Origin of the sequence: Maledivibacter halophilus (assembly GCF_900167445.1) — a bacterium.
Lineage (GTDB): Bacteria > Bacillota > Clostridia > Peptostreptococcales > Caminicellaceae > Maledivibacter > Maledivibacter halophilus.
On sequence record NZ_FUZT01000001.1, the window covers coordinates 864296 to 890973 of the forward strand.

The 26678-nt window shown below is 31.2% G+C and carries 23 protein-coding genes, 4 tRNA genes and 2 other annotated features; of the genes, 26 read left to right on the top strand and 1 reads right to left on the bottom strand.

What is annotated here, in order from left to right; translation table 11 throughout:
* Positions 1 to 275: 275 nt before the first annotated feature.
* The 13 genes from B5X81_RS03895 (at position 276) to thrS (ending at position 10442) form a co-directional block, all read left to right on the top strand.
* Entirely contained in the window at positions 276 to 1445 is a 1170-nt protein-coding gene (locus B5X81_RS03895) for a M20 metallopeptidase family protein (protein WP_079489500.1), read from the top strand.
* Between the two features lie 85 nt (positions 1446 to 1530).
* A complete protein-coding gene (locus tag B5X81_RS03900) occupies positions 1531 to 2508 on the top strand; it encodes a type II CAAX endopeptidase family protein (protein ID WP_079489501.1) in 978 nt (325 codons plus the stop codon).
* A gap of 225 nt (positions 2509 to 2733) precedes the next feature.
* Positions 2734 to 2964 (top strand): small, acid-soluble spore protein, alpha/beta type, encoded by a 231-nt coding sequence (locus B5X81_RS03905; protein WP_079489503.1) that lies wholly within the window; start codon positions 2734 to 2736, stop codon positions 2962 to 2964.
* 97 nt (positions 2965 to 3061) lie between these two features.
* Positions 3062 to 3802, top strand: coding sequence for a class I SAM-dependent DNA methyltransferase (locus tag B5X81_RS03910; protein ID WP_079489504.1), 741 nt, complete (start codon positions 3062 to 3064; stop codon positions 3800 to 3802).
* Positions 3803 to 3955: 153 nt separating this feature from the next.
* Positions 3956 to 4153, top strand: coding sequence for a cold shock domain-containing protein (locus B5X81_RS03915; RefSeq protein ID WP_079489506.1), 198 nt, complete (start codon positions 3956 to 3958; stop codon positions 4151 to 4153).
* 263 nt (positions 4154 to 4416) lie between these two features.
* The gene (gene hslO, locus B5X81_RS03920; protein WP_079489507.1) at positions 4417 to 5307 is read left to right on the top strand and encodes an Hsp33 family molecular chaperone HslO; all 891 of its coding nucleotides are present in this window, start codon (positions 4417 to 4419) and stop codon (positions 5305 to 5307) included.
* An 86-nt stretch (positions 5308 to 5393) separates the two neighbouring features.
* A tRNA-Val gene (locus B5X81_RS03925) sits at positions 5394 to 5469 on the top strand.
* A gap of 102 nt (positions 5470 to 5571) precedes the next feature.
* Positions 5572 to 5647, top strand: a tRNA-Phe gene (locus tag B5X81_RS03930).
* 5 nt (positions 5648 to 5652) lie between these two features.
* Positions 5653 to 5727 (top strand) — tRNA-Gly (locus B5X81_RS03935).
* Positions 5728 to 5746: 19 nt separating this feature from the next.
* Positions 5747 to 5821, top strand: a tRNA-Cys gene (locus tag B5X81_RS03940).
* Positions 5822 to 6359: 538 nt separating this feature from the next.
* Positions 6360 to 7286, top strand: coding sequence for a putative sporulation protein YtxC (gene ytxC / locus B5X81_RS03945; RefSeq protein ID WP_079489509.1), 927 nt, complete (start codon positions 6360 to 6362; stop codon positions 7284 to 7286).
* A 221-nt stretch (positions 7287 to 7507) separates the two neighbouring features.
* Positions 7508 to 8110 carry a DUF445 domain-containing protein gene (locus B5X81_RS03950; RefSeq protein WP_079489510.1) on the top strand — a complete coding sequence of 201 codons (603 nt, stop codon included), beginning with the start codon at positions 7508 to 7510 and terminating at the stop codon, positions 8108 to 8110.
* Positions 8111 to 8233: 123 nt separating this feature from the next.
* Positions 8234 to 8447: a binding site (T-box leader), on the top strand.
* 69 nt (positions 8448 to 8516) lie between these two features.
* A complete protein-coding gene (thrS, locus tag B5X81_RS03955) occupies positions 8517 to 10442 on the top strand; it encodes a threonine--tRNA ligase (protein WP_139380236.1) in 1926 nt (641 codons plus the stop codon).
* Positions 10443 to 10495: 53 nt separating this feature from the next.
* On the opposite strand, the gene ftsH is transcribed toward thrS, so the two are convergent.
* A complete protein-coding gene (gene ftsH, locus B5X81_RS03960; RefSeq protein ID WP_244281988.1) occupies positions 10496 to 12058 on the bottom strand; it encodes an ATP-dependent zinc metalloprotease FtsH in 1563 nt (520 codons plus the stop codon).
* A gap of 525 nt (positions 12059 to 12583) precedes the next feature.
* Between ftsH and B5X81_RS03965 the strand changes: the two genes are divergently transcribed.
* The 13 genes from B5X81_RS03965 to pheT all read left to right on the top strand — a co-directional run bounded on the left by B5X81_RS03965 (position 12584) and on the right by pheT (position 26619).
* Positions 12584 to 13801 carry a DUF3798 domain-containing protein gene (locus tag B5X81_RS03965; RefSeq protein WP_079489512.1) on the top strand — a complete coding sequence of 406 codons (1218 nt, stop codon included), beginning with the start codon at positions 12584 to 12586 and terminating at the stop codon, positions 13799 to 13801.
* Between the two features lie 57 nt (positions 13802 to 13858).
* Positions 13859 to 15496, top strand: coding sequence for a sugar ABC transporter ATP-binding protein (locus B5X81_RS03970; protein WP_330397330.1), 1638 nt, complete (start codon positions 13859 to 13861; stop codon positions 15494 to 15496).
* On the top strand, positions 15496 to 16536 hold the full coding sequence (locus B5X81_RS03975; RefSeq protein ID WP_079489515.1) for an ABC transporter permease subunit: 1041 nt from the start codon (positions 15496 to 15498) through the stop codon (positions 16534 to 16536). The genes B5X81_RS03970 and B5X81_RS03975 overlap by 1 nt, the downstream gene beginning before the upstream one ends.
* A gap of 1 nt (position 16537) precedes the next feature.
* Positions 16538 to 17854, top strand: a complete 1317-nt coding sequence (locus B5X81_RS03980; RefSeq protein WP_208984973.1) for an ABC transporter permease subunit — start codon at positions 16538 to 16540, stop codon at positions 17852 to 17854.
* Between the two features lie 269 nt (positions 17855 to 18123).
* Entirely contained in the window at positions 18124 to 18666 is a 543-nt protein-coding gene (infC, locus tag B5X81_RS03985; RefSeq protein ID WP_079489517.1) for a translation initiation factor IF-3, read from the top strand.
* Between the two features lie 325 nt (positions 18667 to 18991).
* Entirely contained in the window at positions 18992 to 19189 is a 198-nt protein-coding gene (gene rpmI, locus B5X81_RS03990; protein ID WP_079489518.1) for a 50S ribosomal protein L35, read from the top strand.
* 33 nt (positions 19190 to 19222) lie between these two features.
* The gene (rplT, locus tag B5X81_RS03995; RefSeq protein WP_079489520.1) at positions 19223 to 19582 is read left to right on the top strand and encodes a 50S ribosomal protein L20; all 360 of its coding nucleotides are present in this window, start codon (positions 19223 to 19225) and stop codon (positions 19580 to 19582) included.
* Positions 19583 to 19733: 151 nt separating this feature from the next.
* Entirely contained in the window at positions 19734 to 21098 is a 1365-nt protein-coding gene (locus tag B5X81_RS04000) for a TrkH family potassium uptake protein (RefSeq protein ID WP_079489521.1), read from the top strand.
* Between the two features lie 12 nt (positions 21099 to 21110).
* Entirely contained in the window at positions 21111 to 21761 is a 651-nt protein-coding gene (locus B5X81_RS04005; protein ID WP_079489523.1) for a potassium channel family protein, read from the top strand.
* A gap of 12 nt (positions 21762 to 21773) precedes the next feature.
* Positions 21774 to 22586 carry a 23S rRNA (guanosine(2251)-2'-O)-methyltransferase RlmB gene (gene rlmB / locus B5X81_RS04010; RefSeq protein ID WP_079489524.1) on the top strand — a complete coding sequence of 271 codons (813 nt, stop codon included), beginning with the start codon at positions 21774 to 21776 and terminating at the stop codon, positions 22584 to 22586.
* A 97-nt stretch (positions 22587 to 22683) separates the two neighbouring features.
* The gene (locus B5X81_RS28715) at positions 22684 to 22767 is read left to right on the top strand and encodes a YqzL family protein (RefSeq protein ID WP_139380243.1); all 84 of its coding nucleotides are present in this window, start codon (positions 22684 to 22686) and stop codon (positions 22765 to 22767) included.
* A 38-nt stretch (positions 22768 to 22805) separates the two neighbouring features.
* Positions 22806 to 23102 (top strand) — a binding site (T-box leader).
* A gap of 67 nt (positions 23103 to 23169) precedes the next feature.
* The gene (gene pheS / locus B5X81_RS04020) at positions 23170 to 24189 is read left to right on the top strand and encodes a phenylalanine--tRNA ligase subunit alpha (protein WP_079489527.1); all 1020 of its coding nucleotides are present in this window, start codon (positions 23170 to 23172) and stop codon (positions 24187 to 24189) included.
* A gap of 36 nt (positions 24190 to 24225) precedes the next feature.
* Entirely contained in the window at positions 24226 to 26619 is a 2394-nt protein-coding gene (gene pheT, locus B5X81_RS04025) for a phenylalanine--tRNA ligase subunit beta (protein ID WP_079489529.1), read from the top strand.
* The last annotated feature ends 59 nt before the right edge of the window (positions 26620 to 26678 follow it).

A 26678-nucleotide genomic window follows, 5' to 3' on the forward strand; every position in this document is an offset into this window, starting at 1 on the left:
AGTGAATTTAATTATAATAAAATCTTCAATAAATATAAAATAAAAAGTATATTAATACATTTATTTGTGAGATGAATTAGAACTTTTCAATTAAAAAATTGTTGCTTTTTTAAGTTGTTAAAAATATAAAAAAAGTATAAAATTAAATTATTAATCTAAAATTGACATGGATTACATATGGGTTTTGATTGTAAAGGTTAATTTACTTATTTTTAATGTATATCTCGATTTTATACTTAGTCCATATATAAATTAAATATTTTTGAGGTGAAATTATGATTAAAATCAATAAGGATTTAAAAAGCCTAAGAGATGAAATTATCAAAATAAGAAGAGATTTGCATAAGATTCCAGAATTGGGCTTTGAAGAGTTTAAGACAAATAAATATATTAATAATTTTCTTAAAGGATTAGATGTAGATATTTGTGGTAAAGCTGCTGGAACTGGGATAGTAGCTTATTTTAAAGGTAAAGAAGGTAATAAAACCATCGCCTTTAGGGCGGATATTGATGCTCTTCCAATACTAGAGAAAACTGATGTACCATATGCTTCTTTACATCAAGGCAAAATGCACGCTTGTGGTCATGATGGTCATACAGCTATATTATTAGGATTAGCTAAATATTTATCTATTAATAAGGCAAATATTAGAGATAATATACTATTAATTTTTCAGCCAGCCGAGGAGGGTCCTGGGGGGGCTGAAGTTATCATAAAGGAAGAGATTTTAAAGAGATATAATGTTGATAGTATTTATGGTCTTCATTTATACCCTGATATTGAAGAAGGTAAAATAGGGTTAAAAGCAGGACCTATGATGGCTCAGACAGGGGAATTTGATATTTTTGTAAAGGGTAAGAGCGGTCATGGCGCTATGCCTCATTTGGCTAAGGACTCAGTAGTTATAGCCTCACAATTAGTAGGATCCCTTCAGCAAATTGTTAGTAGAAGTTTAGACCCTATTGAACCTGCTGTAATAACCATAGGAAGGATGGAATGTGGAGAAAGAAGAAATGTAATTGCAGGTGAAGGGGTTATGGAAGGAACAATGAGGGCTTTCAATGAATCTGTATATAAAAAAATGAAAAGAAAAATGACTATTATGGCCAAAAGTTTAGCCATGTCACATGACTGTGAAATAGATATTGTCTTTAGGGATATGTATCCTTATGTAAACAATGATAGGAAGTTAACAGAAGGAGTTATAGAAGCTATAGGAAAAGATAATATTGAGGTTATTAAGCCACAAATGCTTGCTGAGGATTTTTCGTACTATCAAAGAGAAATTCCTGGATTATTTTTCTTTTTAGGAGTAAGAAATGAAGAAAAAGATTTCGTTTATTCACTTCATAATTCCAAGTTTGATTTTAACGAGGAAGTATTGTTAACTGGAATTCAGGCCTATGTGAATATACTTATTCACAATAAAATAATAATAAACTAGGGAAATTGCATAATTTTAATTAAGTAGTTTTAAATAAGGCAATTATGTAATTCTCTTTAATGAACTAATTAAAGAGGTGAGTAGGATGAAAAAAGGTAATATTTCTATTTTAGAAACAAATATAATGTATTTAGCCACAGCTCTTTTATTAGTCACTATAGGAGCATATGTTCAATCAATTAATATTAAGATGGGACTAATAGTAACGGAGTACATTTTAGTGTTGATGCCAGTTATTATTTTAATTAAATTGAAAAATATTAATATTAAAACTTTTTTAAGATTAAACAAGTTAAAACTAAAACATATTTTAATCATTGTAATTATTACATTACTAATTTATCCCGTTGCAGTGTTTTTTAATATGAGTATGCTTACTGCTTTAAGTTATTTTGGATTAGAAATAAGACCCTTACCTATTCCTAAAGCAAGCAATTTATTGGAATATATTAATCTATTCTTTATAATTGCAATTTCAGCAGGAATATGTGAAGAGGTATTTTTTAGAGGGCTTCTATTGAGAGTATATGGAGAAAAATATAAAGTTGCTGGAATTGTAATAACTGCCATTTTATTTGGAGTATTTCATTTTAACTTACAAAATTTATTAGCCCCTATAGTTTTAGGCTTAGTTTTTGGATATTTAGTTTATATAACTGATTCTATTTATGCTGGTATTGTTGGTCATATTGTCAATAATGGTTTTGCTGTAACTTTAACTTATCTACTTAATGTTTTGCAGAAAAAAATTAGCAAATATGGGGATATGGTTCCCCAGAATATAATGCCTAATACTTTACAATTGTTTATTGGTGTCATAATTATGGGGGTTTTAGCTGTTATAACTGGTATGATTGCCTATTGGCTAATTAGGATAATAAAAGATGATATGATAAAGAGTTCCTATAGAAATAAAGGGATGGAAGATGAAACTGTAATAGAAAAAAACAATATTGATGGGAATCCAATAAAAAAAGGAAAATATAGATTTGTAGAATTTATTCCAATTGCTGTTGTTATTGCAATTTATGTTATAATTTCTATTTTACAATTTTCCATATAAATTAACCCCTTTAAAACCTAGGGCTTTAAAGGGGTTTCATATATATTATTAAATATATATGAAAGGGGGAGTGGGGAAACAACATAACAACCATTAAAAAGGATAGCATTTACCCATGAAAATTTCAATATAAAAATACAATTATTACAAAATGTTTAAAAATTTTATTTTTATGTATAAAATTTAACCCCTTACTCAATAATACATGTGAGGGGAGTGATAAATTTGTCAAAAAAGAATAGAGATAAAAACAAAAAATTTAAAGTTGAAACTATAGAAGATAAGTGGAAGTATGAAATTGCTTCTGAATTAGGGCTTTTAGATAAGGTTCTAAGTAATGGTTGGGGAGCACTTACAGCTAAAGAAACTGGAAGAATAGGTGGGTTAATAACCGTGAAGAAAAGAAAGATAAAAAAAATGCAACAGCAAGACAAAGAAAATGTTCAAGAGGGATAGTATAAGCTATCTCTTTTTATTTATTTCTTTAGTTTTTTTTCTGTTTTGTGTATAATTTATAGGGAGAACTTAAAGATAAAAGTAGGAAGGGATAAAAATGGAAGCTTATAGTGGATTTGCTGAGGTATATGATTTTTTAATGAGGGATGTAGATTATAATGGATGGGTTAACTATATAGAAAAAATTTTTAGAAAGAAAAATTTTAATCCCCACACAATTCTAGAGATAGCTTGCGGAACAGGAAATATAACAAATAAATTAGCCAAAAGAGGATATGATGTAGTTGGAATAGACAAGTCTACTGAGATGTTAACCTTTGCTAAAAATAAGGCATATGATTTAGGAGCTGATGTTAAGTATTTAAATCAGGATATGAGGGAGTTGGATTATAATAAAAATGTTGATAGTATATTGTGCCTGTGTGATGGAATTAATTATATATTAGAAAAACAAGAATTAATGACAGTACTAAAAAAAGTATATTCTTTACTTAAAGAGGGTGGACTCTTTATTTTTGATATAAGCTCATATTATAAGCTTTCTCAAATTTTAGGGAGTAATATATATGCTGAAAATTTTGAAAATGTATCTTATATATGGGAGAATTATTTTGATGAGGAAGAGAGTATTTGTGAATTGAATTTGACAATTTTTAAAAGGAAAAATAAATTATTTGAAAGATATCAAGAATGTCATTATCAAAGAGCCTATAAAACTGAAGAAATACTTAATGCTTTAAAGAAATCAGGATTTAAAAATATATCTTATTACAAATCATTTACATTTGAAGATATAAATTATGAAGATAATAGATTAAATTTTGTGTGTGAAAAGTAAATTATTTGTTCAAAATGTATAATATTTAAATGATTTGAACATTATAATAAAAAGACTTAAAATCATTTATTTGTTTGACACTACAAGAGGGCTGTGTTAAAATTAACGTAAGCTAGCTTAATTTTTAAAAGTTTTAGGAGGATTGATTGTTTAATGAAAGGTAAAGTAAAATGGTTTAATAGTGAAAAAGGTTATGGATTCATCACAGGAGAAGACGGAAATGATGTATTCGTACACTATTCTGCAATCGAGCAAGACGGATTTAAAACATTAGAAGAAGACCAAGAAGTTGAATTTGAAGTTGTTGAAGGGGAAAAAGGACCTCAAGCAACTCAAGTTACTAAGCTTTAATTTATATATAAAATGAATTAATAAGCTTATCAGCCCTGAATTACTTCAGGGCTTTATTGATGGGGCTTTAAATAAAATTGTTTTACTATATAGATTTTCCATAGTAAAACTTAATTTATGCATATCAAAATATTACTAGAAATATTGGATGTTTTGATATGCATAAATTAACTGTTTTGCAGGAATATCTATAATAAAAAGGCCTAAATATTAGTGATCTTATAGTTATAGACAGGGAAGTAAAAGTGGTTGGAGGGATTAAGTTGAAGAATTATATAGTAAGAGCTTTAGCTGCAAATAAGAATATAAGGGCATTTGCTGCAATAACAACTGATATGGTTGAAAAAGCTAGAAAAACACATCAAACTACACCAGTTGCAACTGCTGCTTTAGGTAGAACGATGACTGCTGCATCTATTATGGGATATATGCTTAAAGGAAATAATGATACTTTAACTTTGCAAATTAGAGGGGTCAATAAAATAAAATCTATTGTAGCGGTTGCAAATTCAAAGGGGTATGTTAAGAGTTATATTTCTAATCCATATATAGATGTTTCTTTAAATGATAAAGGAAAGTTGGATGTTGGTGGAGCCATAGGGAAAAATGGAAAACTAATAGTAGTGAAGGATATGGGGCTTAAAGAGCCTTACGTAGGTCAATCGAATTTAATAACTGGTGAGATAGCAGAAGATATAGCAGCATACTATATGTACTCTGAGCAACAGCCTTCTGTGGTGTCATTGGGAGTTTTATTGAATTCGGATAGTTCAGTAAAAGCATCAGGGGGAATTATTATTCAGCCATTACCTGATGTAGATGAAGAAGTTTTAGATAAGCTTGAAAAATCCATTAAAGATATAAAGCCTATTTCATCAATGGTGGCCAAAGGAATGACTGGAGAAAACATACTGGAGGAAGTGCTAAAGAATTTTGAAGTAGAAATAATTGAAAAGGGAGAAATAGATTTTCAGTGTGACTGTTCAAGGGGAAAAATTGAAAAAGCATTGATTAGCATAGGTGAAAAGGATCTAAGAAGTATTATTGAGGAAGATGGCAAAGCTGAAATTCAATGTCATTTTTGTAATGAAAAGTATTTATTTGATAAAAATCAGCTTATAGAACTATTGAATAGGGCTATAGATCATAAATGATAGAGATATAAAAAGCTATAAGATGAAATTTTTATTGACAATAAGTGAATTTTATTGTATCATAATATTTGGCATATTAAGTAAATGGGCGCATAGCTCAGCTGGGAGAGCACCTGCCTTACAAGCAGGGGGTCACAGGTTCAAGTCCTGTTGCGCCCACCATTAAATAGAGGTAAGAGGCGAGAATCGAGAAGTTAGAAAAAGACCGAAGAGAATGCTTTTAGGGTCTCTAGCATTCCCCATCTGATGTCTTGCATCTAGTTTGCCCAGATAGCTCAGTCGGTAGAGCAGGGGACTGAAAATCCCCGTGTCGGTGGTTCGATTCCGCCTCTGGGCACCAAACAGGCGGTAGTGGCTCAGTGGTAGAGCATCGCCTTCCCAAGGCGAGGGTCGTGGGTTCAAATCCCATCTACCGCTCCAATGAAATAGATGTTAGTATGGCGGCATAGCCAAGTGGTAAGGCAGAGGTCTGCAAAACCTTTATTCCCCAGTTCAAATCTGGGTGCCGCCTCCAAAAAAGTAAAAACATCCAATTAGGATGTTTTTTTGTTTTTCTTTATATATAAATAAGTTTTAGGATGAAACAAATTAAAGATTCCAGAAGTATCTTTAAGGAAAAAGTGAAAATTATTTATAGTGACAATGTTTTTCAGAAATGAATTGAGAATAAAATACGAGCTAAAAGTATAAATATTATTGAGACTGCTTATTAAAGGGACTTTTAGGACGATACAAATCTATATCCTTGTACTTCAATGAATTTTGAAAATTTATACAGTTGAGGATTGTAATGTATTAAAAAGTACATATATTGACAATACTGCATATAATGAAAAGGATAATAATTTAAATACATGTATTTATAGATATTCAAGTGAAAATTTCAAGGTTTACATATGAAAAATCTCTAAAGATCATGGATATTTTAATATGTATAAATCAGGTTTTATTATGTCAATTCTATATAAATAGCATTTAAAACAAAATATAACATAGTTATATGTGTATATGCTTTTTTCAAACCCATATACTACTACTGAAAGGAGGGATTTATGGTGATTGATTTACTTTCAGTTACTTTTTATGAAAAAGATAGTGAAAATGCTAATAATTTAATTGATATGATACTTAAAAACTATAATGATGAAGATATTATTATAAAAAATGAAATATCAAGAGTTGGTAATTCGAACACAATTTATTTTTATATAAATGAAGACATTATAGGAAAAATGGATATCTCATATAATGATTTTGTTAATATGTTTAAACACTATGCTTCTGTAGGAATATCAAGCTATATAATAGATATTCTAGAACCCAAAATAATAGAAAAAATTATTCATACTAATTACTATTTTTTGAAGCCTGATGAAAAAAAATTCATTATGGATCAATTTAATACTAGTTTAGACAATGAGATTTATGATAAGAATATTGATGTACCATATAAGGTTAACAGAAAAGCTAAAATACTTTATAAGCTAGTAGAATTTTTATCAAAAAACAGCAATTTAAACATAGAAGGATTTGTTAATTTCAGATTAGGAAAGTATTTAGAGGATTTATATGAAATAATCGACAGGGTAATAGAAGAATATATGATGAAGAGAGAATATAATGAGTTTATCAAACTTTTAAAGTACTTTGTTAACATACAAGAGCCTAAGATGGATTTAATTAATATTATTGTAGATGCAAATGGAGGATATCATTTTCTTGATGGAGAAAACAGAATAATAGACGATGAATATATAAGAGGACTAATAGATGATCTAATAGATAATAATTTAAACAATGATGACCTTCTTATAAGTTCACTTATAACTATAGCTCCCAGAAAAATAGTATTTCATTTTGTTAAAAATGTTAAAAATACTGAAATTATTGAAACAATAAAAAATATATTTGATGGTAAGGTATATATATGTGATGATTGCAAAATTTGTAAAATACCAAAGAATATAAGAGGAGAGTAGATAGAGTAGATTTCTGTCTACTTTTTTTACTTATATAGTAATCTTAGAATCAGAAAAGAGTTGTATAGAGGATTTTGTACTATTGAAAGAGGAGATTTTATATGGTATACTTTATCTTGTTTGTAATAAGACAAGGTAATTGTATAATTAGAATTTGGGACAATTGCATATAAAAAGATAGTTGTGCAGTTTTCTTATAAGATATAGTAAGAGGTGAAGAAATGTTTTGGATACAGGTATTATTACTATCTTTAATAGGTGCTGGAATAGGGTGGATGACAAATGTTTTTGCAATTAAGTTGATTTTTAGACCTTTAAATCCAATTAAAATTCCTATACTCAATTTTTCTGTTCAAGGTTTGATTCCTAAGAGAAAAGGAGAAATAGCCCGTAGTATTGGACACACAGTAGAAACAGAGCTTATTTCGATTGAAGAAATAATTGATAAATTAATAGAAGAAGAAAATAAAAGTGAAATAATTGCACAAATCAAGAAAAAAGTTAGGACAATTGCTGAAGAAAAAATGCCTTCTTTAATTCCTGGGGCAATTAAGGGAATGATACTTGTATATGTAGATGAAATTATTGATAGTGAGGGTGAGAATGCAATTAATGATTTAACTGAAAAACTTGTGCTTAAGGCCACTAGTAAAGTTAAAATTTCTGAAATTATTGAAGAAAAAATTAATAGATTTGAACTTGTGAAGCTTGAAGAAATAATATTAAATATTGCCAGGAAAGAATTAAAGCATATTGAACTTTTAGGTGGATTAATAGGTTTTATAATAGGATTTTTACAAGGAATAATAATTTTACAATTTTAATGCATAAATTGTTTGTTTAATACACAAACTTACCTAAAAGACTTTTTAAAATTAAAGTAACTATACAAATTTTACTATTGACAAATAAATTTTTATTAATATAATTATATTTAAACCAATAATGATAATGCTATGATGGGAAAGAGTACTATAGATTCAATCTTAAGAGAGGAAATGTCAATGGCTGTAAGCATTTCTGATATGGCTATAGGAAAACTAACCTTGAGCAGTGATTTAGTAGCTATAAGTGAAAGTATTACCGGGTGGCAACGTTAATGCTAAGAGAGTGAATATTTTAATTAGGGTGGAACCGCGGGTGTAACCTCTCGTCCCTACGTAATGTAGGGATGGGAGGTTTTTATATTTTAGAAATAGGAATACAAAAGACCATAAGGAGGTTTTATACATGGAACAAGTGAAAGTTACTTTGAAGGATGGTTCTGTAAAAGAGGTTCCTAAGGGAACTACTATATTAGAATTAGCTAAGAGTATTAGTGGAAGACTTGGGAAAGAAGCTGTTGCTGGTGAGTTAAATGGAAAGGTTGTAGATTTAAATTACAAATTGGATAAAAATTGTAAGATTAATATTTTTAAATTTGATGATGAAGAAGGAAAAGATGTATTTAGACATACAAGTTCTCATATACTAGCCCAAGCTGTTCAAAAACTATTTCCAGGGACAAAATTAGCTATAGGTCCTGCAATTGAAAATGGTTATTATTATGATTTTGATTCTGACCATAAGTTCACACCGGAAGATTTAGAAAAGATTGAAAAAGAAATGAGTAAGATAGCCAAGGAAGGTCTTAATCCTGAAAGATTTGAACTTCCAAGGGAAGAAGCAATAAAATATATGGAAGAAAAAGGAGAGCCTTATAAAGTAGAATTAATTAAAGATTTACCTGAAGATGCTGTTATATCATTTTATAAGCAGGGAGATTTTGTTGATCTTTGTGCTGGGCCTCATCTTCCTACTACAAAAATTGTAAAGGCTCTGAAGCTTTTAAGTATTGCAGGGGCTTATTGGAGAGGCGATGAAAAGAATAAAATGCTTCAAAGGATTTATGGAACTTCCTTTCCAAAGAAAAAATTATTAGAGGAATACATTAATAGGTTGGAAGAAGCTAAGAAGAGGGACCATAGAAAACTAGGCAAGGAATTAAAGCTGTTTACTATACTAGAAGAAGGACCAGGCTTCCCATTTTTCCTACCAAAGGGAATGGAACTTAAAAATACTTTAATGGATTATTGGAGAGAGGTACACAAGAGATGGGGATATGTAGAGGTTGAAACTCCAATTATATTGAACAGAAAGCTTTGGGAAACTTCAGGACACTGGTATCACTATAAGGAAAATATGTATACTTTAAAAATAGATGAGGAAGATTATGCTATTAAGCCAATGAATTGTCCTGGTGGAATGCTGGTTTATAAGACAGAGATGCGTTCCTATAGAGATTTCCCTATGAGAGTTGGGGAAGTAGGAAGAGTTCATAGACATGAATTGTCTGGAGCACTACATGGTCTTATGAGGGTTAGAGCTTTTACTCAAGATGATGCCCATATATTCATGCTACCGGAACAGATAAAAGATGAAATAAAGGGTGTTGCAAAATTAATAGATGAAGTTTATACAAAGTTTGGATTTAAATATCATGTTGAGCTATCTACTAGACCTGAAAACTCAATGGGTAATGATGAAGATTGGAATATGGCTGAAGATGCATTGAGGGAAGCCTTAGAAGAGGAAAATCTTTCATATAAACTAAATGAAGGGGATGGGGCATTTTATGGACCTAAAATTGACTTTCATTTAGAAGATTGTATAGGTAGAACATGGCAATGTGGTACAATCCAGCTTGACTTTCAACTACCCCAAAGATTTGATTTAACATATATAGGTAAAGATGGTGAGAAGCATAGGCCTATTGTAATCCACAGAGTTGCATTTGGTAGCATAGAAAGATTTATTGGGATATTAATTGAACATTTTGCAGGTAAATTCCCTACATGGCTTGCACCAGAACAAGTGAGAGTTCTTCCAATAACTGATAAACATGTAGAATATGCTAAAAAGGTTGCTGAAAAGATCCAGAATAAGAATATTAAAGTGGAAGTAGATAGTAGAAATGAAAAAATAGGATATAAAATACGTGAGGCTCAGCTTGGTAAAGTTCCATATATGCTTATACTAGGAGATAAAGAATTAGAAAATGATACAATATCCGTTCGTTCAAGGGATAAAGGAGAATTGGGAAATCAAGATGTAGATAGCTTTATTGACAATGTAGTAGAGGAAATTAAAAATAGAACATTAATAATATCAGAATAATGGAGTAAAAAATAACTTCCTGATAAATACTATTAGGAAGTTATTTTTTAAGTTTATATAATAGAAACTTTTTGTGTGCTATTGTATTTCTCAATGATTGTATTTAAATCTTCGCCAGTTAGAGTTTCCTTTTCATATAAAACATTAGCTACTTTGCTTAATAATTCTTTATTTAATTTTACTTTTTCTAAAGTGTCTTTGTAGCATAAATCGATTATTTTATTTATTTCCCTATCTATTATGTCGTAACAGTTTTTAATTAGGGTAGGTTCATAAAATCTATTTCCTAAATCACTCATACCATATTCGCAGACCATCTGAAAAGCTATTTCATTTGCTTTTTTCAAATCATCCTTTGCTCCTGTTGAAATGTTTCCAAATATTACTTCTTCAGCTGCTCTACCACCAAGCATCACCTTTATTTTATTGAACAGCTCTTCCTTAGTTATTAAAAATCTTTCTTCATTTGGTGTATACATAACATATCCTAAGGCTTGGCTTCTAGGGATAATGGATATCTTTGAAATTAAATCTGAGCTCAATATTTTCCCCATTAAAGCATGGCCAGCTTCATGAAAAGATACTCTTCTTTTTTCTTTTTCAATGATTGAGTAATTTTTTCTTTCAAGTCCACCAATGACCTTTTCGATGGCATTGTTAAAATCGTCAAAGTCAATAGATTTTTTATTATTTCTTACTGCTAAAATTGCAGCTTCATTAGCAATATTAGAAATATGGGCACCAGACATTCCATGGGTTCTTTTTGCAAGCTCACTAATATTTATTTTTGGATTGATAGGCTTATTTTTAATATGAACTTTAAAAATCTCCTCTCGAGATTTAATATCTGGATTTCCAATAAATATATTTCTATCAAATCTTCCAGGTCTTTTTAAAGCCTCATCAAGCATATCTATGCGGTTGGTAGCACCTATGACTATAACAGTTTGATCATTGTTAAATCCATCCAATTCAATTAATAGTTGATTTAAAGTCTGATCCTTTTCGTTATTACTTTCTAAAGTTCTTTTAGCTCCAATTGCATCTATCTCATCAATAAAAATTACTGAAGGAGCTTCTTTTCTGGCTTTTTCAAATAAAGCTCTTACTCTTTTAGCACCTACACCTACATATTTTTCTACAAATTCTGATCCACTTGCTGCAATAAATTTGGAATTGGTTTCACCGGCAATAGCTCTTGCTAGTAGTGTTTTTCCAGTTCCAGGAGGACCATGTAATAATATACCCTTAGGAATTTTTGCCCCCATAGCTCTGTATTTATCTGGATTTTTTAAAAAGTCAATTATTTCTTCCAGCTCTTCCTTTGCCTCATCTAATCCAGCAACATCTTTAAAGCCTATTTTGGGTTCATTAGCTTTATCATTTTTTTTATCAGTTTTTTCAGTTTTGAGATTAACTGGGGCAAATTGAGGAGAACCATTATACTTTAAAAAATATATCAATAAAATAATAGTTATCAATATTATTATACTGATTCCAGAACTACTGATGCCAACATAACCTTTGGGCTTATTGTTAATACCAGGGCTAGTTAACATAAAAAAACCAAAAATTATTGAAGGTAACAATATAAATAAAAGGGACTTTTTTTTCAAATTAAATATCACCTGCCTTTTATTTTTTATTTAGTATTAGTGTACCCAAAGTTAATTTAAAAAATAAATTAAAAGTTAAATTATATAAATTTTAAAAAATATATATATTAAAAAATATTTAAATTAAAATTAAAAAAAAGAAGGAAAATTCAGAATAGTGTAGAATTACTTTAATTAGCAATTGTAAAATTTTCTTGTGGAAGTAAATAATAATATATGTGTAAAAAAATATAAATCATTATAAAAATAAACTATAAGGTTAATTTATGGAATTTTATTTGGCATGTCTACATATTTATGTATTAAGGAAATAGCATAATTTTTTATGCAAAAGCTTATTAATACATATAAACCTATAATTAGAAAAGTTATGGTATTAATATTTTGAAATTTTCTCCAACCTAAATTATGTAGTTTTCTCAATTTATTATTTTTCAATATATTTTGAAGGGAAAGGAGGTTAAATTTTAAAAGGATTTAAGTTGCAATGAAATATATTTATGAAAATTTGAGGGGGATTTAATTATGTTTAAGAAAATTTTGTCTATTTTATTAGTGCTGATGTTAGTAGTTGGTTTAGCTGCATGTGGCCAGCAGCCAGCTTCAAATGAAGAACAGACTCCAGCAGAAGAAAATAATGAACAAGAAGCTCCAGAGGAAGAGTCTAGTGAAGAAACAGCTTCTGATTCAGGAAAAGATGAGAAATGGAAAATAGGTATAATGACTGGTACCGTTGTGCAAAATGAAGAAGAATATAATGCAGCTCAAAATGTGTTAAAAGAATATGGTGAAGAACATATCATTACTATGACATATCCACCTAAATTTATGGATGAGCAGGAAACAACCATAGCAAATGTTACAAGTATGGCGGCAGATACTGATGTAAAGGCGATTGTAATTTGTCAGGCTGTACCTGGAACCTCAGCTGCTATAGATAAAGCTAAGGAAATAAGGGATGATATTCTATTTATAGCTGGAACACCTGGAGAAAATCCAGATGATATTTCAGCTAAGGCAGACTTAGTATTGCAAATGGACGAACTTGCAATGGGTAAAACTGTACCAGAACAAGCTAAAAAGCAGGGAGCAAAGGTATTTATTCACTATTCATTCCCAAGACATATGTCCTATCCACTTCTTGCTGCAAGAAGGGATATTATGGAGGAGCATTGTGCAGAAATAGATTTGGAATTTGTTGATGCTTCTGCTCCAGATCCAACAGGTGATGCTGGTGTATCAGGAGCTCAACAGTTTATACTTGAGGATGTACCAAGAATGATAGAAAAATATGGAAAGGATACAGCATTTTTCAGTACCAACTGTTCAATGCAAGTTCCTTTAATTAGTGCTGTACTACAAGGGGGAGCTATATATCCACAGCCTTGCTGTCCTTCTCCTTATCATGGTTTCCCATCAGCATTGGGTATAGAAATACCTGATGAGAAAAAGGGAGATATTGATTATGTAATAGAAGAGACTAGAAGAATAATCAAGGAAAAGGGTGGAGAAGGAAGATTCTCAACTTGGCCAGTACCTGTTAATATGATGTATATTGAAGCCGGTGCAGAATATGCTAAGGCATATATAGAGGGAGAAACCGAGGGTAAGGTAGATCTAGAAGTGCTAAAGGCTAAATTTAAAGAATATGCCGAGACCGATGTACAAGTAAATATGCTTGAAGAAGGCGGAAAGAAATATGATAACTACTTTACTGTATTAATTGATTTCATTAATTACTAGAATTTATATTTGAAAATTTAAAATGTAAGGTTACCTGAAGGTAGCCTTACATTAATTATGAATAGACCTATAGGTGGTGAACATAAAATGGAGGAACAATATGTATTACAAATGAAGAATATTGAAAAAAGTTATTTTGGAAATAAAGTTTTAAAGGGTGTAGATTTATCGGTTAAAAAAGGAGAAATTCATGCCCTTCTAGGGGAAAATGGAGCTGGGAAATCTACCCTTATGAATGTTTTATTTGGAATGCCTGTAATTCATTCAACAGGAGGATTTGAAGGAGAAGTTAGAATTGATGGAGCCAATATGAATGTAAAATCTCCTAAGGAAGCAATGGAATTTGGAATAGGTATGGTTCACCAGGAATTCATGTTAATACCAGGATTTACTTTAACAGAAAATATTAAACTTAATAGAGAAATAACTAAGAAAAATTTTTTGAATAGAATTTTTAAAAAGGATACATTAAAATTTTTGGATTTTAAACAAATGAACACAGATTCTAGAGAATCTTTGGATACATTAGGTCTTGATATTGAAGAATGGGTTAAGGTTGCTGGATTACCCGTTGGTCATATGCAATTTATTGAAATTGCAAGGGAAATTGATAAAAAGGGTATAAAGCTTTTAGTTTTTGATGAACCTACGGCCGTATTGACTGAAAGTGAAGCCGACAATTTAATAGCATCCATGAAAAAAATAGCTCAAAGGGGAATTGCGATTTTATTTATTACCCATAGATTGGATGAAGTTATTAAGGCTGCTGACAATGTAACTATATTAAGGGATGGAGAACTGGTTACTACAAGAAAGACGAAGGACACGAATGTGGGAGAACTTGCAGAGCTTATGGTTGGAAGAAAGATTGAGCTGACTAAATCAGAAGATAATGAGGAAAAGGATAATAATAGAGAAGTTGTTTTGTCGTTGAAAAATTTAAAGGTAGATATGCCAGGTGAAGAAGTAAAGGGAATGAGTCTTGATATTATGAAGGGAGAAATATTTGGAATAGGTGGGTTGGCAGGACAAGGGAAAATAGGAATTGCCAATGGAATAATGGGGCTTTATGAAACTGAAGGAGAAATTATCCTAAATGGAGAAAAGCTTAATTTAAATGATACAAAGGATTCTTTAAAGAAGGGACTGGCCTTTGTATCTGAGGATAGAAGGGGAGTAGGCCTTCTTCTCGATGAGTCAATTGAGCAGAATATTGTTGTTACCACTTTGCAAATAAAGGAAAAATTCCTAAAGAAGTTTGCTATTTTTAATCAAATTGATAGGGGAGCAGTACGGAAAAATGCCCTTAAAATGATTAATGATTTAGATATAAGATGTACAGGCCCAGAACAATATACAAGAAGATTGAGTGGAGGAAATCAACAAAAGGTTTGTATTGCTAGGGCTCTTACCCTAGAGCCTAAAATTCTTTTGGTTTCAGAACCTACTAGAGGTATAGACATAGGTGCAAAAAAATTGGTTTTAGATTTATTGGTAAAATTGAATAAGGAATTGGGGATGACCATCGTTATGGCATCCAGTGAATTAGGAGAACTTAGATCTATTTGTAATAGAATAGCAATTATATCAAAGGGAAAGGTAGAAGGAATACTTAGGCCTGATGATAGTGATAGAGACTTCGGTTTGATGATGGCTGGAGAATATCGCAAACTACATAGTAAGGAGGCTATATAATGACTGATTCAATCAGAGATATTACAAGAAAAATAGGGCTTCCAAGGATAATAATTTCTTTGTTTTTTATATTTCTATTGATATTAGCTGTAGGTATCGGTATGCCCTTTGATGCTTTACTTGGGGATATAATAAGGAGATTCGGAATGTTTGGTATTCTAGTTTTAGCTATGGTACCTGCAATTCAATCGGGAATAGGACCTAATTTTGCCCTTCCTCTGGGCATATTGTGCGGTATATTAGGTGGAATAGTTAGTATAGAGCTTGGGCTATTAGGTGCGCAAGGTTTTTGGGGTGCAATTCTTATATCTTTACCCTTTGCTGTATTAGTTGGGGTTGGATATGGAATGCTTCTGAATAGGATTAAAGGTTCTGAACTTGTCGTGGCATCCTATACTGGATTTTCTGCTGTTGCCTTTATGTGCATCATGTGGGTTGTACTGCCCTTTAAGCATAACGAAATGGTATGGCCTATTGGAAGGGGCTTAAGGGTTACTATTTCTTTAGAATCAACCTTTGGATATATACTAAATAATTTTGGGGGATTTCATATTGGTAATTTTTATATGCCCACAGGTCTAGTACTATTTTTCTTTGTATTGTGTTTAGTTGTATGGCTATTTACAAGAAGTAAGATAGGTATAGCTATGAAGGCAGCAGGAGATAATCCCAAGTTTGCAATTGCTTCAGGTATAGATGTTGATAAATGTAGAATACTAGGAACCACCCTTTCTACAGTGCTTGGAGCAGTAGGTATAATAGCATATGCCCAAAGCTATGGCTTTTTTCAATTATATATGGCTCCACTAATGATGGCCTTTCCAGCTGTTGCAGCAGTTTTAATAGGTGGTGCCACAGCTAAAAAAGCAAAAATATCCCATGTTATAATAGGAGTCTTTCTGTTCCAGGGACTTCTTACAATTGCCCTCCCCGTTGCAAATCAAATAATAAAGGTAGGAAATCTATCGGAGGTACTAAGAATGATAGTTCAAAATGGCATTATATTGTATGCATTAACTAAAGTTGGGGGGGGAGAATAATATGGCAGAAATCAACAATACAGATGAAATAAGGAAAGAATCTGAAAACCAAAGCTTATTAAAACAAATAAAAAAAATGATGTTTAATAATATAGTTACTTTGTTATTTCTCATACTATGCCTTGCAGGGGTTATATTATCTGAACTTCCAATATTTTTCATAGTAAATGAGCTATTAACTAGAATATTTAGAAATTCCTTTTTAGTCCTTGCCCTTATTATTCCTGTAATAGCAGGAATGGGACTTAACTTTGCCATAACAGTAGGTGCCATGGCTGGGCAGGCTGCTATCATTGCAGTAACCCACTGGGGTGTACCTGGAATATATGGGTTTATACTTTGTGCTATTTTATCTGTACCCCTTGCTGTAATATTTGGTGTTTTAACGGGAAGATTATTAAATAGAACAAAGGGACAAGAGATGATAACCAGCTTAATAACTGGATATTTTGCAAATGGTATATATCAGTTTATTTTTTTGTTTGGTATAGGAACATTTATCCCAATGGTAAACGAAGTTCTGATATTACCCAGTGGTGTTGGAATAAGAAATACTGTGGACTTAGCAAAGAATAATGGTATAAAATATGCGTTAGATGACTTGGTAAAATTTCCTCTTTTCAATGTTCTGCTTTTTATAAGTATTTTATCATTACTATATTTTGCTTATAAATTATTTAAAAAAGATATTACTGTAGCTGAACGTGAAAATAGATATAAATATATAATCTATTTTGCATTGTCCATAATTGTGATTTTTATAAGTACTGGATTTATTTTGGATATAGGAATTCCAAAAGGATTAAAAGCTCTAAGGGTTTTAAAGGTTCCTATTGTTACAATGTTTGTAGTTTTGTTTTTATGTGCCTTTAATGTTTTAATAGTTAAAACAAAGCTAGGACAGGATTTCAGAACCGTTGGACACGATCAAAATATTGCAAAGGTTTCAGGCATTAATGTTAATAGAGTTAGGGTGATAGCTATTACAATATCAACGGTTTTAGCTGCATGGGGACAATTGATATTTCTTCAGAACATAGGCATAATGAATACCTATGGTAGCCATGTCCAAATTGCTCTATTTTCTATAGCTGCTTTACTTGTTGGAGGAGCTTCTGTTACAAAGGCTACAATTGGGCAAGCGCTACTTGGGGTAATACTTTTCCATACATTATTTATAGTATCTCCTAAGGCAGCACAAAACCTTTTCGGGGATGCACAAATAGGAGAATTCTTTAGGAATTTTGTTTCCTATGGAGTTATAGGTATAGCCTTAGGCTTGCATGCATGGCAAAGAGCATTTGATAAAAAGAAATAGAGAATTTAATATTTTTTAGGAAAATGATTTCTTGATGTGAATAGAATAAAAAACTATTGACATAATATAAAAGTAATGATAAACTAATTTATGTTAAATGTATTAATGAAAATAAAGTAGAAGCATATCGTTTCTCACCTTGCGACTTGGTCAGTAAGGTAAATATAGCCTAATATATACTATTTATTTAACGCCTATATATTATTAATTGTGGCTATAAGACGAATGCTTAGACATTCGTCTTTTTGTTTTTTATATAATTTTCAGATATGTTTTTTAAATTTATCAGGAGGTGGACAATTATTAAAAAGAAACTTGAGGTTAATGAATCTATAAGGGATCGTGAAGTAAGACTTATTGACTCTAATGGAGAACAGCTAGGGGTAGTATCATCACGGAGAGCACTTGAGATAGCAGAAGAAAGAAAGCTTGATCTGGTAAAAATAGCTCCAAATGCTAAACCGCCAGTATGTAAAGTAATGGATTTCGGAAAGTATAAATACGAGCAAGCTAAGAGAGAAAAGGAAGCAAAGAAGAAACAAAAAACAATAAGTGTCAAGGAAGTTAGATTAAGTCTTAATATAGAAGATCATGATTTGAACACAAAGGCTAATAATGCCATGAAATTCCTTGAAAAAGGAGATAAGGTTAAGGTGTCTTTAAGATTCAAGGGTAGAGAGCTAGGACATACTCATTTGGGGAAGGATGTATTGAATAAATTTTTCTCCATAGTTTCTGAAGTTGCTACTATAGATAAAAGTGCAAAAATGGAAGGTAGAAGCATGGTAATGTTCCTATCTCCTAAAAATTAAATATAACCAACTTCAAATACTAAGTTTTAATTTTGATTATATAGGGTTTACATAGTAAAATTTAATTTATACGGGTACAAATGCTCGCAGATTTTTAAGAGCTTTTGACATGGATAAATTGAAGTCTTTACTTAAGTCCCTATAGACATAAACAAATTGAAAAATGAATTCATATATCTCAAAAAATCTCGTAAGCATGGATATTTTTAAGATGTATAAATTGAATTTTGACATTGTTTCATTATAAATAGGGCTTATTTGAAAGAAGTAACTTCAATGTTTCTTGTTTTTCTAACCCTATGAAAAATTGAAGGGAGGAATAAAAATGCCTAAAATGAAAACCCATAGAGGAGCTGCTAAAAGATTTAAAAAGACTGGCTCAGGGAAAATTAAAAGAGCAAAAGCTTATAAAAGTCATATATTAACTAAAAAATCAGCTAAAAGGAAAAGAAATCTACGTCAATCTGGAATAGTATCCAAAGGCGATGAAAAGAGAATTAAAAAAGTTATTCCATATTTATAAATTCTAGGATGAAAAGTAAAGGAGGTAAGGAAAATGGCAAGAGTTAAAAAGGCTGTAAACGCCAAGAAAAAGCATAAGAAAATATTAAAGCTTGCTAAAGGTTATTATGGAGCGAAAAGTAAACTTTTTAGACCTGCTAACGAAGCTGTAATGAGGTCTTTGAGGTATGCATATATAGGACGTAAATTAAGAAAAAGAGATTTTAGAAAATTATGGATATCAAGAATTAATGCTGCTGCAAGGATGAATGATATTTCATATAGCAGACTGATCAATGGATTAAAGCTTGCTAATGTAAGCATAAATAGAAAAATGCTTTCTGAAATGGCAATTCACGATCCAGAAGGATTTAAGCAGCTTGTAGAAGTTGCAAAGTCAAAATTAAATGCATAAATAAAAATAGGCTCATACAGAGCCTATTTTTTTGCCAATTTAAACACCTTTGAGTAAAATTGTTAGTAAAATAATGAATTGAAGTTTTTACTTTTAAAAAAAGGATTAAAGTGGTATAATAAACAAATGAAAATCAAATAATTCGATTGGGGTGATTACAATCGAAAGGAATAATACTTTACGTAGTTATAGATTGAATCCTGCTCAAATACTAGTTTTAGGTTTTGCCAGTGTAATATTAATTGGAGCTCTATTGTTAAATCTTCCTATTGCTTCCCAAAGTGGTGAAAGCGTAGGGTTTGTGAATTCCATATTTACCGCAACCTCAGCAGTTTGTGTAACAGGCTTAGTTGTAGTAGATACAGGTACGTATTGGACTGTATTTGGAAAGACAATAATTCTTTTATTGATACAAATTGGTGGGTTAGGATTTATGACTATGGCTACTTTGGTGGCTTTTATTATTGGGAAACGAATATCTTTGCGTGAAAGATTAATTATGCAGGAGGCTTTAAATCAGTTAACCATATCAGGTTTGGTAAGATTAACACAGCATATTTTGATTACGACCTTTATAATTGAAGGTATAGGAGCCTTTTTTTTATCATTAAAATTTATTCCTATATATGGTACTAGTAAAGGAATACTATATGGTATTTTTCATTCAATATCTGCATTTTGTAACGCCGGTTTTGATTTGATTGGTAATGGCAGAAGTTTAACTCCATTTGTGGATAGTGCCTTAGTAAATATTGTGATATGGCTCTTGATTATTGTTGGCGGTTTAGGCTTTACTGTAGTTATGGATGTAATAAAATTCAAGAAATTTAGTAAGTTAACATTACATACAAAATTGGTTTTATCTATAACTGCTATATTAATACTTACAGGATTTGTATTGATTTTTGCTTTAGAATTTACTAATCCAGATACACTTGGAAATTTGAGTATAAAGGGTAAATTTCTAGGGAGCATGTTTCATTCGATAACACCTAGAACTGCTGGCTTCAATACCCTCCCCATGGATAAGTTGAGGATGGCATCAAAGTTTTTCATAATAATTTTTATGTTTATAGGAGGGTCTCCAAGCTCTACAGCTGGAGGAATAAAAACTACTACCGCAGGGGTTTTGGTTCTAAAGATTATATCAACCATAAGAGGAAAGAATGATACTGAGATTTTTAATAGAAGAATTGCTAAGGATGTAATAGATAGGGCCTTTGCTATATTAGCTATTGGAATGCTGTGGATTTTAATTGTAACAATGATACTTTCTATCACAGAAGCGAATCAAGATTTTCTCCATATATTATTTGAAACAGCTTCTGCCTTTGGAACCGTTGGACTTACATTGGGACTTACTCCTAATCTCAGCATAATAGGGAAAATAGTTATATCCCTTACTATGTTTGCTGGAAGGTTAGGTGCACTTACCATTGTATTTGCATTAGGGAGAAAACAAGAAAAAAATAAAGGTTTAGTAAGATATCCTGAAGGAAAAGTAATGGTAGGATAGAGAGGTGACTATATGAAGAAACAATTTGTTGTTATTGGCTGTGGAAGATTTGGAACAAGCGTTGCTAAAACTCTATATAATATGGGATATGAAGTTTTGGTAATAGATAAAAATGAAGAAACCATACAAAGTATTGCAGATAGTGTAACCCATGCTGTTCAGGCTGATGCTACAGATGAAAAATCTATAAAATCCTTAGGAATAAGAAATTTTGATGTTGCAGTAGTAACTATTGGATCAAATATTCAATCTTCTATATTAGTTACCTTGATGGTTAAGGAACTTGGTGTAGAATATGTTATAACTAAGGCCCAAAATGAATTGCATGCTAAGGTACTATATAAAATTGGTGCTGATAGGGTTGTATTTCCTGAAAGGGAAATGGGAGTTAGGGTTGCACATAATCTAGTATCTTCAAACATAATGGATTATATTGAACTTGCTCCTGATTACAGTATTGTAGAGATTGCGACTCTAGATGAATGGATAGGTAAAAGTTTAGTAGAATTAAATATGAGGTCAGTATATGGTGTTAACGTTATGGCTATAAAACATGGACCCAATATTGATATATCACCGGATGCTGAAGATTTAATTGAAGAAGGCGATGTTTTAGTTGTTATTGGACATAATGATGATATACGTGAAATTGAGAAAAAATAGGGGTGCTTATAGGTGATTAAGGAAATAATATCCCCATCGAATCAAAATATAAAGCATATTAAATCATTACATAAAAGAAAATATAGAGATAAGCATAAAGAGTTTTTAATAGAAGGGCTTAGAAGTGTTGAACATGGTTTAGAGAATAATGCAGAGTTTAGGAATATATGTTATAATGATGTGATAACAAGTAGCAATAGGGGCTGTAAGTTATTAGAAAAAATTTCTCAAAGAAAAATAGAATTATGTAAAATAAATGATAAGATTTTTAAGGAAATATCTACTACCGATAGTCCCCAAGGAATATTAGGTGTTGTAAAAAGGCGGTATTATGATTTAGAAGATATAATCAGTAAGGACAAATTATTTCTAATAATTCTTGATAAATTGCAAGACCCCGGAAATGTTGGTACAATTATTAGAACCGCCGATGCGGCAGGGGTAAGTTGCATAATATCATTAAAGGGGACTGTGGATATATATAATAGCAAAACCATTAGATCTACTATGGGATCAATTTTTAGTATGCCAATAATACATATAGAAACCATAGGTGATGTAATTGAAATCTTAAAGGGAAATGGGGTAGATATTATTTCTACCACATTGGAGGCCGAAAGATATCACTTTGAAGTAAAATATGGAAGAAAGAATGCAATTATTATTGGTAATGAAGGAAATGGAATTTCTAATGAGTTAATTAAACGATCCGACATAAAAGTTAAAATACCCATAATAGGAAATGCAGAATCTTTAAATGCTTCCATTGCAGCGGGTATAATTATATATGAAATAGTAAGACAGACTCATTTTCAGAAAATTTAATAATTAAATGAAATAACTACTTGTAAACCTTTTTTTGCTGTGCTATAATTTTATCTAAGTAGACTAGTAAAAAGGGGTGCATCTATTAATGTTATATATGGCTAAATTCTTTTGGAATGTTTTTATGTTAACTGGTAATTTAGATGCGTATCTCATATATAAAAAGATAGTAGGTTGTTAAGTTTAATTATTGTTTTTAGTAATTTTAATTTAATATATTCAATGGCAATGAAAGAGAAAAGTAAGATAAATACAACTTACAGAGAGGAAATGTTATAGGCTGAAAGCATTTCTAGTTTAAGATTTATCAGAAGTTCACTCTGGAGCTATGGAGCTGAAAGTTATTAGTAAGCTTTATCGGATAACACCGTTATAATGTCGCAAGAGATGTTAAGAATAAATATTAATCTTATATCTTAATATTATATATGCATATAAGTTTTATTATAATAGTGTTGTCCATATCTGTTTCTTAACAAAAAGGGTGGTACCGCGATGAGAACCTTCGTCCCTTGTGGATGGAGGTTTTAATATTTTTTGAAGAATATAATTTTTAGACATATATACAGAAAGGAGATATACAATGAAAGAACAGATTTTAGAAATTTTAGAAAAAGTTAAAAAAGATATTGCTTCAGCTGAATCATTAAATGAATTAGAGCAATTTAGAGTTAAGTATTTAGGGAAAAAAGGGGAATTAACTGTTTTGCTAAGGGGCATGGGTAAATTGTCTAAGGAAATGAGACCCGTAATAGGTAAATTGGCAAATGAAGTTAGGGACTCAATTGAGAAAACTTTAGAGGAAAGTAAGGCAGTTATAAAAGAAAAAGAAAAGAATGCCAGGTTGAAAAATGAAGTTATTGATGTTACATTACCTGGTAAGGTTAATAGAATAGGTCATAAGCATCCCCTTACATTGGTTTTAGATGAAATTAAGGATATATTCATGGGGATGGGATATAAAATTGCCGAGGGCCCTGAGGTTGAAACTGTTTACTATAATTTTGATGCACTAAATGCACCAAAGGATCATCCATCGAGGGATCTTTCTGATACCTTCTATATAAATAAGGATATATTACTTAGAACTCAAACTTCACCGGTTCAAGTTAGAGTTATGCAAAAATCCAAGCCCCCCATTAGGATTATTTCCCCGGGTAGATGTTATCGTACCGATGAAATTGACGCAACCCACTCTCCAATGTTTCATCAAATAGAAGGATTGCTTATAGATAAAGATATTACATTGGGAGATTTAAAGGGTACTTTAGATACCTTTGCAAAAAGACTTTTTGGTATAAATACCAAAACAAAGTTTAGACCACATTATTTCCCATTTACAGAACCTAGTGGAGAAGTCGATGTATCCTGCTTTAAATGTGGAGGAAAGGGATGTAAAATCTGTAAAGGTAGTGGATGGATAGAAATATTAGGCTGTGGAATGGTTCATCCAAACGTCTTAGAGGAATGTAACATTGACCCAGAGGTTTATAGTGGCTTTGCATTTGGAATGGGCCTTGATAGAATAACTATGCTAAAATATGAAATTGAAGATATACGTCTTCTATTTGAAAATGATATGAGATTTATTGAACAGTTTTAAAAGCTGGCAGATAAACAATGTTAGGAGGATGACTTTATGTTAGTACCAGTGAGTTGGTTAAAGGATTATGTTGAAATAGATAACATTTCTTTAGAGGAATTAGAAGAAAGATTAGTATTATCTGGATCAAATACTGAAACAGTTACAGAAGTAGCTGAAGGTGTTAAAAAGGTAGTTATTGGTAAGATTATGGAAATCAATAAACATCCTAATGCAGATAAGTTAGTAATTACAAAGGTTGATGTGGGAGATGAAGTTTTACAAATAGTAACTGGGGCAGATAATATAAATGAAGGTGATTTTGTACCGGTGGCTTTAGTTGGAGCATGGCTTCCAGGAGGAATGAAGATCAAAAGAGGAAAGCTTCGTGGTGAAACCTCCAATGGAATGCTTTGCTCTGCTGAAGAGTTAAATTTCGATGATAGTGTAATTCCAAAGTCATCAAAGGATGGTATTTTGATTTTAAAGGGTAAATATACATTGGGAGAAAATGCAAAAGAGGCATTAGAGCTCAATGATAATGTAATCGAGTTTGAAATAACACCTAATAGACCAGATTGCTTGAGTATGATAGGTATGGCTAGGGAAACATCTGCAACCTTTGATATTCCAATGAATTATCCTAGAATAAATTTAAAGAATGAGATAGAGGATGTAAAGGATTATGTGTCAATAGAAGTTAAGGATTCTAATTTATGTAAAAGATACATTGGAAGAGTTGTTAAAGATATAAAAATAGAACAGTCGCCAACTTGGCTTCAAATGAGACTTATGAAGGCTGGTGTTAGGCCAATTAATAATATTGTTGATATTACCAACTATGTAATGCTTGAATATGGTCAGCCTCTACATGCCTATGATTTAGATAAAATAAAAGAGAAGAAGATAATTGTTAGAAGAGCTCAAGAAGATGAAAAGATTAAGACTTTAGATGGTGTAGAGAGAAAGCTAGATGAAGAAGTACTTGTTATTGCCGATGCAGAAAAATCAGTAGGGATAGCAGGAATAATGGGGGATGAAGCTTCTGAAGTAACAGATAGTACTGATACTATACTTTTGGAAGCTGCAAACTTCAATAAAAGAAACATTAGGACTTCCTCAAGAAAATTAGGTCATAGAACCGAAGCATCTTCCAGATTTGAAAAAGGTATAGATCCAAATATTGTGGAAGTAGCCATAGATAGAGCATGTCAACTTATTGAAGAACTTGGTGCCGGTAAAGTTATAAAAGGAAAAATAGATATTTATGATGAAAAGTTAGAAAACTGGTCTATAGATGTTAGACCAAATAGAATAAATAGTCTTTTGGGAACAAAGCTTAGCCCCGAGGAAATAATTAAAACATTGACAAGACTGGAACTTTCTGTGGAAAAACAAGAAGACAGATTAGAGGTTTCTATTCCAACCTTTAGACAGGATTTAGTTAAAGAGATAGATATAGTGGAAGAGGTTGCAAGAATATACGGATATAATATTATTGAATCTACATTACCAAAGGGAGCAACATGGGGTGGCAAGACAATTGAGCAAGAGATTGAAGACTATACTAAATCGACTTTAAATGCATTGGGACTAAATGAAATAACAACCTTTTCATTTGTTAGCCCTAAAAGCCTAAGTCTAATAAATATACCAGAAGACAGTTTTTTAAGAAGAAATATCAATCTTATTAATCCTTTAGGAGAAGAATACAGCGTAATGAGGACATCTTTAATGCCAAATCTGCTGGATGTTCTGGCAAGAAATTTTAAAAGAAATGTACCTGCTGCGTTGGCCTTTGAATTAGGAAGAATATTTATTCCCCATGATATTCCTATAACTTCACTACCTCTTGAAAAAAAGAGGTTGACTTTAGGTATGTATGGTGATGATATAGATTTCTTCAGCTTAAAAGGTGTTGTTTGTGATCTTTTAGATAGATTAGGGATTAAAGATTTAAGCTTTGAACCTGAAAAAGCTCATCCTTCTTTTCACCCTGGAAGATGTGCAAATATTATACATGGTAACGATGTTATAGGAACTTTAGGAGAAATTCATCCGGATGTGCTGGAGAACTATGGTTTTGATAATAGAGTATATATTGCAGATATTGACTTTAATATATTATTGCAAATAACAAGATTAGATAGAACATATAAACCTTTACCAAAGTATCCTGCTACAACTAGGGATATGGCTGTAATTGTAAAAGAAGAATTCTATCATAAGGAAATAGAAGAGATTATTTTAGAAAATGGAGGATCAATACTGGAATCCTGTACCTTATTTGATGTATATAGAGGTAAGCAGATTTCCAAGGGAGATAAAAGCATGGCTTATTCATTGACTTTTAGAGCTAAGGATAGAACCCTTACTGATGCAGAAGTTAATAAAGTATTCGATAAAATATTGAATCAATTAAAAATTAAGTTAAATGCTGAATTAAGATAATATATATGTTGACAATAGTCGTTACCTATTAGCTCACCTAGGTGGTAACGGCTATTTTT